The sequence below is a fragment of the Xenorhabdus eapokensis genome (genome assembly GCF_001908105.1).
Window position 1 is genome coordinate 42,265 of sequence record NZ_MKGQ01000005.1, and the last position, 12,729, is coordinate 54,993.

Below are 12,729 nucleotides of genomic sequence, written 5' to 3' on the forward strand. Positions count from 1 at the left end.
GTTGATGGTAACTAATGAGCAGTTATTTCTAATATATTAAGACGCTAAAACTCGTCTATCCAGCATGGATTCATAAGTCTTAATTGCTTTTCCACTGGCTAAAGTGATAACGCTATCTGCATGTTGAATCAGGCGTCTATCTTGTGAGGCAATGACAACCGTGCCTTTCTGTTCATGAGCAATAAATTTAAAGATATTAATGAATGTCTGAAATGCCCGATTCTCTAAATTGCGTGTTGGGTCATCTGCAAATAAATATTCAGGTCTTCTGACTATGGCTTTTGCCATTGCAGCCAATTGTTTCTCGTTTTCAGACAGTTCCCCTGGATAATAACGGCTTTTATCGCCTAACTTCACAATATCCAGCGATTTTTGCGCGATTTTTTCGGCTTGCTCGCGGGCAAGTGATAATCCGTAAGAGGTTGATAATAACAAGTTATCTAATAGAGTGAGTTCACTAAATAAGTTGAAGTCTTGGAAAATAAACCCGCTATTTTCATGATGGAACTTTCCTAACTCTACATCATTCATTAGTTTCAATTTGTTATTATTAATTAATACATCTCCTTGATCTGGTTGTAACATACCCGATGCAATCGACAACACTGTACGGTTAGTCGCTGCCTTCGGCCCTGTTATCAAAGTAATTTCACCTGGTATAATAGAAAATGTGATATTTGAAATCATTTCATGATTAACTGTAGCATCAGTTAAACCATATGAAATATTGATAACCTCAATCGATTTAAATTGATTCAAGTTCATATTCTCAACACAATTAGGTTAAAAGATTAAAGCTTTTTCCTTAAACATATGCTGCCTAAATTTATTCGTAATAACACTAATATCCTTATGGTATTGTAAGAATAAAAATAGTCTATATGTGAAACATCTTCACCAAGGATATACTCATCTTATGTCAATTATTATTTACTATGACTATCTAATAAATGAGATGTTTCTTAGTTTTGGAATAAAAAATCAATAATATTAATAAATTATGCTTAAGATAATAATGAAAAAATAAAAATAGCATAACTTCTTCTATTTTTATTCCACTTTTATAATAAGGGAAAAGTCATTTTATATTTTGTTAATATTTTAATGTTACTTGTTATTACCTCCGTTATTGATAAAATCACCTAGAATATTTGTGGTCTTTTGGGTAACTTAAATTTTATATAAATAAATATACCTGTTCATTAAATGACTTATTTTCCTGTAATTCAAGTCAAAACAGTAAAATTAAAGTATCAAAAAATATTATTATCACAATTTATTTTATTACATTTGTTAAAATAACCAAAGTAAACATTTGACTCATTGTTAAGGTAGGGGAAGTATAAGAAGATAAAGATTACACTGAATAATAAATTACTATCAATCAATCGTGATAATAATATAAGTATAATCTATTTTATATAAAAAAGTTAGTTATTCCATTAACATCTGTTGAACTAATTCAACGCAACGTAGAAAACGTTGATCATAGTCCGGTGAATTGACACAAACATAATCGATATTATTTGTTTTCAACAAGCTTTCAAGTAAACGTTGAAATTCTCTGCGATCTTGCTCACTGCCCAAACTTCTTAAACCATCTGCAATCCACGGGGTGTTATTTTCTAAAAGAATAACTAAATCAAAGCGATATTCATCAATCATCGCCTGTACAAAAGGATGTTCTTTGCCTTCATAGCGTTTGCAAAATGCCTGTGTTGTCACAAAATCAGTATCGATAAACACAACTTTATTGGCATATTTAACTGAAAAATCAATATATTGAGCATGGCCTAATGCAATTTTATCGTAATCTGAGTATTGCAAAGCCATTTCATCGCCTCCCAAATGAGAAAATACGTATTCGCGCCCATATTCCCATGCACTGGTCGTGTTAAACATGTTGGCTAGCTTATTCACTAATGTCGATTTTCCGCTCGATTCTCCGCCGAGAATAGCCACTGTACGTACAAAAAATGGTTTTACTTCTGTAGGGATATATTCCCAATAACGGAAAGGCGCCTGACGGATTTGGCTACCGCTAATATTCATGAATGAGCGTTGTGGGTCAATAAGCACAGTTTCAATACCGAAATATTCTTTATAACGAGGAACATCCTGTGCTTCGCTGGAATAGATGTAATGAGGGTGGATATTTTTTGCTGTCAAAAACGACTGAACACTTTGACTCCATGCTTCCCAGCCATTTGGATAAGGCTCCATTCCTTGCTCATCAAATGCATGGATATGAATATTTTTCTGATACTTGAATGTTTGCAGCAACCATCTCAGACGGTCACTTACAGTAGGTTGTTGAGACATCGAACTGTTGATGAATAGCTCCCGATCCCGCACTTCGTCACAGCAAAGAACAACATGTAACTCATCAACCTGACTGGATGCCCGTTGAATCAAATAAATGTGTCCAGTATGTAATGGGTAAAATTTACCAAACACAATTCCGACTGTTTTCTTTTCCACAGGATACGCTAACCCTAAATATTGATGAAGAGAAGCCAGTTTGTGTGCGCTGGGACTTTTTATCTTGTTATTAATAAGTTGGCTTAGGTAGCCTTTGGTCATTCCGCTGGCATCAGCAACCTGTTGTAATGTGTAACCTGCCTGTTTGATCGCCTCTTTCAAATAGTCAAATTGCTTCATAAGACCTCCTTTGTGTTTAGTATACTAAACAAAATAGCATGCTTGCTGTGAAAGGTAAAAATAAAATTGGTTGTTTATTGATTATTTGGGATTAAATGCCGTTATCTTGACTATAATAAGTGTTTAAAATTGAGTAATTGGATATTTATTTTAAATAAAATAACCAAATGCTAAATTGATAGTTAAACAATAAAATGAATGACAATAGTGTTTGTTCAATTTTTATTGAGCAAATTGCTTGGCTTTATTCGCTGTATAAATATTTACATAACCATTGTCGGTTTAAATTTCATCAATATTTGCCATCAATAAGTAATAGAGTGTGGTGAGAATAGAAAAATTTTAAATAATATAATGCGGAACTATTTGATTTTTTATTTAAGTAAGATGAATAAAAATAGTTACCCATAACTTTATTATTCGCCTTATTTGGGATGTGATGGCAGGCGAGCAAATATTCTGACAAATTAGGAAAAATACTTAGGTTGCTGTTTAATAGATTTCAAGCGGTAACTTGAAATCTATTGATTATATATATTTAAAAGGAATAAAAGATTATTTCTTAATCCAGCTCATCCAGAACAGATAACGCATCAGCCAGTTTTTTGACACCAAATACTTTCATTTCAGGTAGCGATTTTTTCGGCATGTTAGCATGGGGGACAATGGCGCGTTTAAAACCGTGTTTAGCGGCTTCTGAAATACGTTCTTGTCCACTGGGAACGGGACGAATTTCTCCTGCCAATCCTACTTCGCCAAATACCACCAGATCACGAGGCAGAGGCCGATCGCGGAAGCTGGAAACCAAAGAGAGTAATAACGCCAGATCAGCACTTGTTTCGGTTACTTTTACTCCACCTACGACGTTCACAAAAACATCTTGATCTGCTATTTGTAAACCGCCATGCCGATGCAGGACGGCAAGTAAAATCGCCAGCCTGTTTTGTTCAAGCCCTACTGCTACGCGGCGTGGATTTGACATCATGGAGTGATCTACCAATGCCTGAATTTCAACAAGCAAAGGGCGAGTACCTTCCCACACAATCATGACTGAACTCCCTGAGGTAATTTCATCACCACGACTCAGGAAAATGGCAGAAGGGTTACTGACTTCCCGTAACCCCTGTTCGGTCATTGCAAAAACGCCTAGCTCATTAACAGCACCGAAACGGTTTTTATGGCTGCGCAGGGTGCGGAAACGGGAATCAGTTTCACCATCCAACATGACGGAACAGTCTATACAGTGTTCGAGCACCTTGGGACCAGCTAAAGTGCCATCTTTTGTTACATGCCCGACCATGATAATGGCAACGCCACGGGTTTTAGCAAATCGTGTCAGGTAGGCTGCGGTTTCCCTGACTTGTGCAACGCTGCCTGGTGATGATTGGATATCTGCTATATGCATGACCTGAATTGAATCAATCACCATGAGTTTAGGTTGTTCTTGCTCTGCGACCAGACAAATCTGCTCAATGCTGGTTTCCGATAGCATATTCAGTTGATCTGTCGGCAAACCCAGCCGATGTGCTCGCATCGCCACTTGTTGCAATGACTCTTCCCCAGTTACATACAGGGTTTTCATCTGGGTCGATAGTAGGCACATGGTTTGTAAGAGCAGGGTACTTTTTCCGGCGCCTGGGTTACCGCCAATCAAAATGGCACTGCCGGGAACCACGCCACCGCCAAGAACGCGGTCAAATTCTTTAAAGCCAGTTGAAAAACGGGGCAGTTCTTCCAAACTGATATCAGAGAGTTTTTGTACTTTGCTGATCCCAGCGTTCCCGGCATAGCCACTAAGGCGTTCATTACGGGATGATGAAGCTGAGGCTAAACGCACTTCCGTAATGGTATTCCATGCGTGACATGCGGTACATTGCCCCTGCCAGCGGGGATAATCCGCACCACACTCGTTACAGACAAATGCCCGTTTTGCTGCTTTTGCCACGTTGTACTCCCTTAATGTAATGACTTTTACCTGTGGACATTAGCGTTCTTCGTGTTTCAGACCACCGCTTAACACACACAGGACGCCCATTAAATCTGCATGTCGGATAGCAACTTTGGCCTGGGCGTAAACTTTTGTCTTGGCATGATAGGCGATCCCCAACCCTGCCTTGCGGATCATTTTCAGATCATTGGCACCATCCCCAATAGCGACGGTTTGGCTCAGAGGAATATTCAGTGATTTTGCCAATCTTATCAGAGTGGTTGCCTTGTATTTTGCATCGACAATCGTCCCTTTGACCTTACCGGTCAGCTTGCCATCTTTTATCTCCAGTTGATTGGCGACCGCATCAAAAAGGCGTAATTGCTGGCGCAGATTATCGGCAAAGAAAGTGAAACCACCGGAAGCAATCGCAACATGCCAATCCAATGATTGTAACTTGCGAACCAGGCTGGTTAGCCCTGGCATAAGCGGCAGTGTTTCCATCACTTGCTGCAAGATTGATACATCGGCACCTGCCAACTGAGCAACCCGCTCGCGCAGACTTTCTGAAAAATCCAGTTCGCCCTGCATCGCCCGTTCGGTGATTTCCGCCACTTTATCCCCAACTCCGGCCAGGCGGGCAATTTCATCAATGCATTCAATCTGGATAGCAGTAGAATCCATATCCATCACCAATAAGCCAGGTGAACGGAGGCGAGGAATTTGCCCCAAGGGAACGACATCCAAACGGCACTCATCTGCCTGACGTTTAATGCGAGGCGAAAGGCTACCGGCAATGCGGACAACCTGATAATCATCGATCCGCCATGAAGAGACGACTACAATGGCGGCTCCTAGTCGGTGCTGGAATTCGCTGATACGCTGTTTATCCAAACCACGTCCATACAGCAACCAGCCGCTATCTCCTGCCCGGTAATCCAGAGGCATGACTTCATCACCACTGAGGGATAAGGGTAATCCGGGCCATTTATGGAGCTCATCCGGTAAGTAACGATAGGCCAGATTATTAGACATGAACATTGACTCCTGTAATTCCATATAATTTGGTGCAGGCAAAAAACGCTTTTCAAACTATCCTATCATTACTGCATCTGGCAACATGTGCTTTCTGAGCATGGGATGAGATAACTATGATAAAACCAAAGCTGAAAATTAGACTGCACAAGACGGCGATTATATTAATATGTATAGCACTGCTGGTGTTGCTGATGCAGGGAGTTTCCTATTTCAGCCGTTCTCAACAACAGGCACATATGGATCAATTCGAAGATTTGGCGCAAACATTGGCAAAACAAGTCGCATTCAGCTTGTCTGATTATATGGAGAATGGTAGCAAAGATCTTAATAATAAAAAGATTGTTGCTAATTTAGATTACTTGACTAACAACAGCCGCATTTTAGATGCCAGTGTCTATCTGGAGAATGGCACACAGATAGCACGCAGTGGTGAACCGATTTCTGTTCGTGAACGATTATCGTTGGAAGGCAAAAAATCCAGTAGTTATTTCAACCAACAAATTGTTGTGCCGATACCAGGGAAAAATCATCCAAAAGGTTTTCTTCGTCTGACACTGGATACACACCGATTGGCAACTGAAGCCAAACAGGTCGATAACACAACTAACTTACTTAGGATAATGCTCCTGCTATCTTTGGCGATTGGATTTATTCTGGCGCATAACTTGCTGAAACTGTACCCTAGTCGCTGGCAACAATCCCCTTATCTGCTGACTGCCAATACCAAACCTTCTGGCGAAGCAGAAAATAAAGAGCAAGGTGATGATTCCCAACGGTAATGAGAAACATTACCGTTGGTTGTTGTGTAGATGACTTTCCTCATTATCAATATTCTTTCCATAGTACCGCTTGAAACAAATGGAATAGAGTATGCCGTGTAGAAGTGTAATCATGACTGCGCCATAAAACACAATCGGTTGATGGGCAACATTAATATGTACAATCGGAATATTATTAAAACGAAAGATGTACATATGAAAAGCCATAGCTGCGATTGCAAGTAAGATCCCCACTGCGTTGTAGTGGGTTCGGGGTGATAGCAGAAACCACTTTAAGGTGAAGAAAAAAGGAATAAGCATTAATAAAGAAATAACTACGTAAACCATTATCATTTCCTTAAGTTTTTATTTGGGATGTTGATGTAAATAGATAGATTGAACGCTGCCATAAACATGTGGCGTGTTTCAATTATCTATCTAATATGCCTGTTATTTAGCGTTGTGAAGTAAGTCTATAACATAGTTCATATATAAATAGTAAACATAGTTATTATTTATATTTTTGATTTGTCCGATAAATTATAGTGTTTTATGTACATGGTCTGAACCCTGCTGAAGCACAGAGTTCAGACCCATTGAAATGGATTGAATGAAATGGATAGATGAACCTATGGGATGATTTTCCTAACTAAAATTGATTATAAGTATCGGGATTTGGACCTATCCGTTTCCCAATATCCAGTTCAGCTATGGCTGTTAAATCCTCTTTTTCCAGCCGGAAATCAAATACATCAAAATTTTCTTTAATATGGGCAGGTGTAACAGATTTAGGAATGGCAATCATGCCGCATTCAAGATGCCAACGAATGACAATTTGCGCTGGTGTTTTGCCGTATTTAAGTGCCAGACGTTCAACCAGTGGAGAATTAAAAACGCCTTTTCCGCCCCGTGATAACGGGCTCCAGGATTCGGTTGTAATATGATGGGTAGCATTCCATGAGTGAAGTTGTCGCTGTTGCAGTAAGGGATGTAATTCAATTTGGTTGATTACAGGAACGACACCGGTTTCCTGGATTATTTTTTGTAAATGCTCGATATGAAAATTACACACTCCAATACTGCGAGTCAGGCCAGTTTCTTTCAGTTCAACCAGTTGCTCCCATGCATCAACATAATGATCCTGTTCGGGAACTGGCCATTGAATGAGATAGAGATCAACATAATCTAACTGTAGTTTGTTCAGGCTCTCTTGTAATGCCGCACGGGCATCCAGGTGGCGATCATTCCAAAGTTTGGTAGTGATGAAAATTTCTTCGCGTGGGATATCAGTTTCCTGCAAGGCTTTCCCCACACCTTCTTCGTTATGAAAAATTGCTGCTGTATCAATGGAGCGATAACCGGCTTCTAATGCGGTATGGATAGACTTAACAACCTGTTCATTACTCGCTTTCCAAACGCCAAGCCCCAATTGTGGCATGTGATTCCCATCAGCGAGTTTAATAATTGTCTGCTGACCCATTATTACCTCCTTTAGTTAATGAGGTTGTCCATTCCATTCAGGGGAAGTTATTCAGCATGTAAAAATTGAGCACAGCTTAAATAGTTGGTAGTGACAGTGCCTGTTGGAATGGACTCTGGTTGTTCAATTATTGAGTTGATAATCCAGTCAGATGATAGTCAAGTAAAAGTAAGTAGAAAAATAGCGTTTTTTACGTTCGTGTTAAAACGATAAGCCCGTTATTTGTTTTTCTTTGCTACTCCTTTCTTGTGACGCCAATACATCAGCAGAGAAGCGGACAAGCCACTGATCAACAAAATGACAGGCAGAATCACCAAAATGTTCATGACCATATCTTGATGTGCTTTAACGAAAGGGATTTGGTTTAGGATATAGCCAAAACCCACGATAATAATGACCCATAAGAAGCCACTTAACCAGTTAAAAAATTGAAAGCGTTTATTATTTAGGCCAGAAATACCGGCAAACGTTGGCAGGAGAGTGCGAACAAACGCTAAAAAGCGTCCGATAAGCAGGGCAGACAGACCGTGTTTAGAGAATAACGTATCGGCACGTTGGCGATATTGCAAGGGAAGTTGAGCCAGCCAGTTTTTGACAATACGGGTATGGCCGAGCCAGCGTCCCTGTAAATAACCGAGCCAACAACCCAGGCTTGCTGCGATGGTGAGCAGAATTACCGTGGGAATGAAACTCATGACGCCTTTGGCAATTAAAGCACCGGAAAGCACCAGCAGAGTATCGCCGGGTAAAAAGGCGGCTGGCAGTAGTCCATTTTCCAACACTAGTGTGACAAAAAGAACGCCATAAATAACCCAGATGACATCTGGATTGGCAAGTTGGTTAAAATCGTGATGCCAGAGTGCATGCACGATCTCGCTTAACGTTTCCATTGTTTATCCTGTGACTTTTGCGAGTAAAATAATTAACAAACCGATCTGCCTCAGTGTACCGCAAAATAATGAAATAGGGGGGGATTTGATTCAGTATCAAGGGAAACCGTGGCTATCTGCCAATCTGCAATAAAGAGATAGCCACAATTTGAAGGTGGATGTTAACGAATTTTAAAGGTGAAAGTTAACAAATTGCCAAACGTGCAAAACTGGCTTCCAGATCATCAATCAAGTCTTGTAGATTTTCCAGCCCGATATGGAGACGGAATAAGGTGCCCGTTTTTTGCGGCACAGGGTATTGACGCAGTCGTTGCAGCATTTCTGGTTGAATACCTAAAATTAATGACTCAAAACCGCCCCACGAGAAGGCCATCTTAAAATGGTTCAGGTTATCGAGATAATCAGCAAGTTGTTGAGATGTAAGCTGGGTATTCAGGAGAAAAGAAAATAACCCACAGGAGCCAGTGAAATCGCGCTGAAAGAACTGATGCCCTGGGCAAGAAGGCAGGGCTGGGTGATAAACTTCGGCAACTTCCGGTCGCTGCGCAAGCCATTTAGCAATTTTGATGCTGTTTTCTTCGTGTTGTTTTAAACGAACCGCTAACGTGCGTAGCCCTCGGTTTGCCATATACACCGTATCAGGATCGGCAATCTGCCCTAGCAGGTAAGATCCTTCCCTAAGCTGATCCCAACATCGTGCATTGGCAACCGCTGTACCCAGCATTCCGTCTGAATGGCCAATAATATATTTGGTGGCAGATTGGATGGAGATATCGATACCAAACTCCAGAGCCTTAAACAGTACGCCAGCCGCCCATGTATTATCGATGATAATGACAATCTCAGGATTGACTTGTCGAATAGCCCGCACGATGGCAGGAATATCCTGCACTTCCATCGTCAAAGAACCAGGTGATTCAAGAAAGATAACTTTGGTATTGGGTTGAATCAGTGAAGTGATGTTTTCTCCGATCATGGGGTCAAAATAATCGGTGGAAATCCCCATTTTTTTCAGAACGTGATAACAAAATTCCTGTGTGGGTTCATAGGCTGTACCTGTCATTAAAATATGATCACCGGTTTTTACAAACGCCAGAATTGAATGAGTAATAGCTGCCGTACCGGAAGGATATAGAGCACAACCCGCGCCGCCTTCCAGCTCAGCCATCGCTTCCTGGAAGGAAAAATGAGTCAGTGTGCCACGGCGTCCATAAAATAATTCGCCCTTAGCACGGTTCTTCAAAGCTTGCTTTAAGTCTTCAACGGTATCGAAAATGACAGATGAAGTGCGTTGAATCAGTGGATTAACGGCACTTTGCGTATATCTTTTTTGTCTTCCGGCACTAACCAATAAAGTTTCTAGTTTTTTTTCTGTCATGGCATCATTCCCCAAGTTATTTCCTGCTTATATCTCAATAGAATCGCTCAAATAATGATTAGAAAGTTAAAAGATTTAGCGCGGTTTTACCAAAGAGATTCGCGCAACTTGACGAAAATTCAAGGTGAACTGGTGAGAGTCAATCAGGATCGATTAACGAAGGAACATCATTAAGTGGTACTTTTTTGTTAAATAGTAATGATAATTACTATCAAATCGCCAAATGTCTGATATCATTTGTAGCGAACTTTTTCCTCTCCTGAGGTAAGAAGCATGGAACTATTAGGATTAGCAAGATGAGTAAACGTGATTCACTGCTAAGTAACAAATTTATAAGAAAGAGAGTAAGGCTAACTGATGCGTAATTTGACAGCTTCTATTCTATTGGCACTCGGATTAACAAGTTCAGCATGGGCTGATACAACACCAGCCACACCAGAAAATCAGGCTGCTGCTCAGGTAGCCGCTCCGGCAACACCAGCATCTTCCGCAGCTCCGCAAACGGTTGAATCCATAACCGACAAGCAGAAAACTGATGCACTATCAGTGCCAGATGCACAAACCATAACGGCTAATACAACAGAAAATGTAACGGCGACAGAAACCGTAACGACTGAAGAAACCGTTGTGGCACCAATTGAAGATGTTTCTGGCAACCAGTCCGGTGGCTTTGCAACGGATCTGTCTGTTTGGGGCATGTACCAAAACGCAGACGTAGTAGTAAAAACCGTTATGGTGGGACTGGTGATCGCTTCTGTCATTACATGGGCACTGCTGTTTTCCAAAGGTACAGAACTCTTAATGGCTCGCCGTCGTTTACGTAAGGAGCAACTGGCTTTGGTTGAGGCTGCCAATCTGGATGCAGCAGTGAAAATTGCCGCAGATTTTGGCAATCGCAGTGTCAGCCGTCTGTTGTTGAGTGAAGCACAATCGGAGCGCGTCCTGTCTGCTGAAAGCATTGACAAGGTTGGAACCAAAGAGCGAACTTCGTTCCGCATGGAACGTGCCGTCGCAGCAATTAGCCGCCATATGGGGCGTGGTAACGGTTATCTGGCAACCATTGGTGCCATTTCTCCATTTGTGGGACTGTTTGGTACTGTTTGGGGGATCATGAACAGTTTTATCGGCATTGCTCATTCACAAACGACTAACCTGGCCGTTGTTGCACCAGGGATTGCGGAAGCCTTGTTAGCAACAGCATTGGGGCTGGTAGCTGCGATCCCTGCGGTAGTGATTTATAACGTCTTTGCTCGCGTTATTTCATCATACCGTGGTCAGGTGGGTGACATGGCAGCTAAGGCAATCCTGTTGCTGGGACGTGATCTTGATCTGGCTGAAAGCAAAACAGAAAAAGCAGAAGCAAGGTAATAAATTATGGCAATACGTCTTAATGAAGATTTGGACGATAGCGGCGAGCTGCATGAAATTAACGTAACGCCGTTTATTGACGTGATGTTAGTGCTGTTGATTATTTTCATGGTAGCAGCACCATTGGCCACGGTAGATATTAAAGTTGATTTACCAGCATCCACCGCTAAACCGCAACCACGACCAGAAAAACCGGTATTTTTGACGGTGAAAGCAGATAAACAGTTGTATGTGGGAGAGCAGGCGATTGATCGTGATAACTTGTCTCTGGTATTGGATCAAACCACGCAATCCAACAAAGACACGACAATTTTCTTCCAGGCTGATAAAACTGTGGATTATGAAACTCTGATGAGTGTCATGGATTCTCTACGCAAGGCGGGTTATCTCAAAGTGGGATTAGTGGGGATGGAATCAGTTTCCGCACAATAACTTTTCTTTGCTTACCCAAAATATGAACTGCCCGAATTGTTAATCGGGCAGTTTTGGGAAAGCACTAATATTGATTCTTCCAGTCAAAAGGTAATAGTTCACTAAGAGATAAAACCTTTTCTTGCGAGACTTTTACTTCTGCATGGATATTCTCTGGATTTATCTGGCTGATAAACTCTCGGCACCGGCCGCAGGGAGGAATAATATTACCATGCCGATTAACAGCAATAATCCTGATTATCTGTGTTTCCCCCTGCTTTATCATCTCAGCGATGGCACAGTGCTCTGCACAAAATCCCATAGAGCAAGCAGTATCAATATTAATTCCAGTATAAATATGACCAGATTTACTTTGAATAACAGCACCTACATGACCATATTTAATATATTTATTTAATTGAGTTGGGGATATTAGGCGATGTGCCATATGCTCCATTTTGTCAAAAGAAATCACAAAATACTCCTTGCTTATGATTAAATGGATTAATAAAGTAGATAGCTCAGTCTTTTATATTACGAATAAACTCAATAACTGATTGTGCCATCGCCTCCTCATTATCACCTTCAACCCGAATAATCACTTCCATACCACTTTTGATTCCCATCGACATCAATTTAAACATGCTTTTTAGATTCGCACTTTTATCTCCTCTGATAATTTCAATTTTGCCAGTGTAATTTTTGACAAAATTACAGAGTTGAGCACAAGGCCGCGTATGCAACCCTGAAGGAGCAGTAACAACCACCGGATATTCAATCATAAAAATTACCTGTTTATATATTCTCTATCTTTCAAG

13 protein-coding genes are annotated in these 12,729 nt (G+C 40.9%); 3 read left to right on the forward strand and 10 right to left on the reverse strand.

Features of this window, described 5'->3' with window-relative positions; all coding sequences use genetic code 11:
• Positions 1–36: 36 nt before the first annotated feature.
• From Xedl_RS05395 to serB, 4 genes are all read right to left on the reverse strand, one after another.
• Entirely contained in the window at positions 37–765 is a 729-nt protein-coding gene (locus Xedl_RS05395; RefSeq protein ID WP_074022808.1) for an ATP-binding cassette domain-containing protein, read from the reverse strand.
• Positions 766–1,434: 669 nt separating this feature from the next.
• Positions 1,435–2,661, reverse strand: a complete 1,227-nt coding sequence (gene nadR, locus Xedl_RS05400) for a multifunctional transcriptional regulator/nicotinamide-nucleotide adenylyltransferase/ribosylnicotinamide kinase NadR (protein ID WP_074022809.1) — start codon at positions 2,659–2,661, stop codon at positions 1,435–1,437.
• Between the two features lie 562 nt (positions 2,662–3,223).
• Positions 3,224–4,606: a DNA repair protein RadA gene (gene radA / locus Xedl_RS05405; protein WP_074022810.1), complete on the reverse strand. Its 1,383-nt coding sequence runs from the start codon at positions 4,604–4,606 to the stop codon at positions 3,224–3,226.
• A gap of 39 nt (positions 4,607–4,645) precedes the next feature.
• On the reverse strand, positions 4,646–5,623 hold the full coding sequence (gene serB, locus Xedl_RS05410; RefSeq protein ID WP_074022811.1) for a phosphoserine phosphatase: 978 nt from the start codon (positions 5,621–5,623) through the stop codon (positions 4,646–4,648).
• Positions 5,624–5,739: 116 nt separating this feature from the next.
• Between serB and Xedl_RS05415 the strand changes: the two genes are divergently transcribed.
• On the forward strand, positions 5,740–6,405 hold the full coding sequence (locus Xedl_RS05415) for a YtjB family periplasmic protein (protein WP_074022812.1): 666 nt from the start codon (positions 5,740–5,742) through the stop codon (positions 6,403–6,405).
• Between the two features lie 9 nt (positions 6,406–6,414).
• Here the strand turns inward: Xedl_RS05415 and Xedl_RS05420 are convergent, their stop codons facing one another.
• From Xedl_RS05420 to metC, 4 genes are all read right to left on the reverse strand, one after another.
• Positions 6,415–6,732, reverse strand: coding sequence for a hypothetical protein (locus Xedl_RS05420; RefSeq protein ID WP_074021224.1), 318 nt, complete (start codon positions 6,730–6,732; stop codon positions 6,415–6,417).
• Between the two features lie 301 nt (positions 6,733–7,033).
• Positions 7,034–7,864, reverse strand: a complete 831-nt coding sequence (gene dkgA, locus Xedl_RS05425) for a 2,5-didehydrogluconate reductase DkgA (protein WP_074022813.1) — start codon at positions 7,862–7,864, stop codon at positions 7,034–7,036.
• A gap of 218 nt (positions 7,865–8,082) precedes the next feature.
• Positions 8,083–8,754 carry a DedA family protein gene (locus Xedl_RS05430; protein WP_074022814.1) on the reverse strand — a complete coding sequence of 224 codons (672 nt, stop codon included), beginning with the start codon at positions 8,752–8,754 and terminating at the stop codon, positions 8,083–8,085.
• A 184-nt stretch (positions 8,755–8,938) separates the two neighbouring features.
• Positions 8,939–10,132 (reverse strand): cystathionine beta-lyase, encoded by a 1,194-nt coding sequence (gene metC / locus Xedl_RS05435; RefSeq protein ID WP_074022815.1) that lies wholly within the window; start codon positions 10,130–10,132, stop codon positions 8,939–8,941.
• A 357-nt stretch (positions 10,133–10,489) separates the two neighbouring features.
• Between metC and exbB the strand changes: the two genes are divergently transcribed.
• Positions 10,490–11,500, forward strand: a complete 1,011-nt coding sequence (gene exbB, locus Xedl_RS05440; RefSeq protein ID WP_074022816.1) for a tonB-system energizer ExbB — start codon at positions 10,490–10,492, stop codon at positions 11,498–11,500.
• A gap of 6 nt (positions 11,501–11,506) precedes the next feature.
• Positions 11,507–11,932, forward strand: coding sequence for a TonB system transport protein ExbD (gene exbD / locus Xedl_RS05445; RefSeq protein WP_074022817.1), 426 nt, complete (start codon positions 11,507–11,509; stop codon positions 11,930–11,932).
• Between the two features lie 64 nt (positions 11,933–11,996).
• Here exbD and Xedl_RS05450 read toward each other — a convergent pair whose 3' ends face one another.
• Both Xedl_RS05450 and Xedl_RS05455 read right to left on the reverse strand, forming a co-directional pair.
• A complete protein-coding gene (locus Xedl_RS05450; RefSeq protein ID WP_208605027.1) occupies positions 11,997–12,386 on the reverse strand; it encodes a cytidine deaminase family protein in 390 nt (129 codons plus the stop codon).
• A gap of 46 nt (positions 12,387–12,432) precedes the next feature.
• A complete protein-coding gene (locus Xedl_RS05455; RefSeq protein WP_074022818.1) occupies positions 12,433–12,693 on the reverse strand; it encodes an HPr family phosphocarrier protein in 261 nt (86 codons plus the stop codon).
• Positions 12,694–12,729 lie beyond the last annotated feature (36 nt).

Bases quoted from the DNA above. Each gene is read 5' to 3' on its own strand.
- dkgA (WP_074022813.1), bottom strand. From the start codon at position 7,864: ATGGGTCAGCAGACAATTATTAAACTCGCTGATGGGAATCACATGCCA.
- nadR (WP_074022809.1), bottom strand. From the start codon at position 2,661: ATGAAGCAATTTGACTATTTGAAAGAGGCGATCAAACAGGCAGGTTAC.
- Xedl_RS05455 (WP_074022818.1), bottom strand. From the start codon at position 12,693: ATGATTGAATATCCGGTGGTTGTTACTGCTCCTTCAGGGTTGCATACG.
- serB (WP_074022811.1), bottom strand. From the start codon at position 5,623: ATGTCTAATAATCTGGCCTATCGTTACTTACCGGATGAGCTCCATAAA.
- Xedl_RS05395 (WP_074022808.1), bottom strand. From the start codon at position 765: ATGAACTTGAATCAATTTAAATCGATTGAGGTTATCAATATTTCATAT.
- Xedl_RS05430 (WP_074022814.1), bottom strand. From the start codon at position 8,754: ATGGAAACGTTAAGCGAGATCGTGCATGCACTCTGGCATCACGATTTT.
- metC (WP_074022815.1), bottom strand. From the start codon at position 10,132: ATGACAGAAAAAAAACTAGAAACTTTATTGGTTAGTGCCGGAAGACAA.
- Xedl_RS05420 (WP_074021224.1), bottom strand. From the start codon at position 6,732: ATGGTTTACGTAGTTATTTCTTTATTAATGCTTATTCCTTTTTTCTTC.
- exbD (WP_074022817.1), top strand. From the start codon at position 11,507: ATGGCAATACGTCTTAATGAAGATTTGGACGATAGCGGCGAGCTGCAT.
- exbB (WP_074022816.1), top strand. From the start codon at position 10,490: ATGCGTAATTTGACAGCTTCTATTCTATTGGCACTCGGATTAACAAGT.
- Xedl_RS05415 (WP_074022812.1), top strand. From the start codon at position 5,740: ATGATAAAACCAAAGCTGAAAATTAGACTGCACAAGACGGCGATTATA.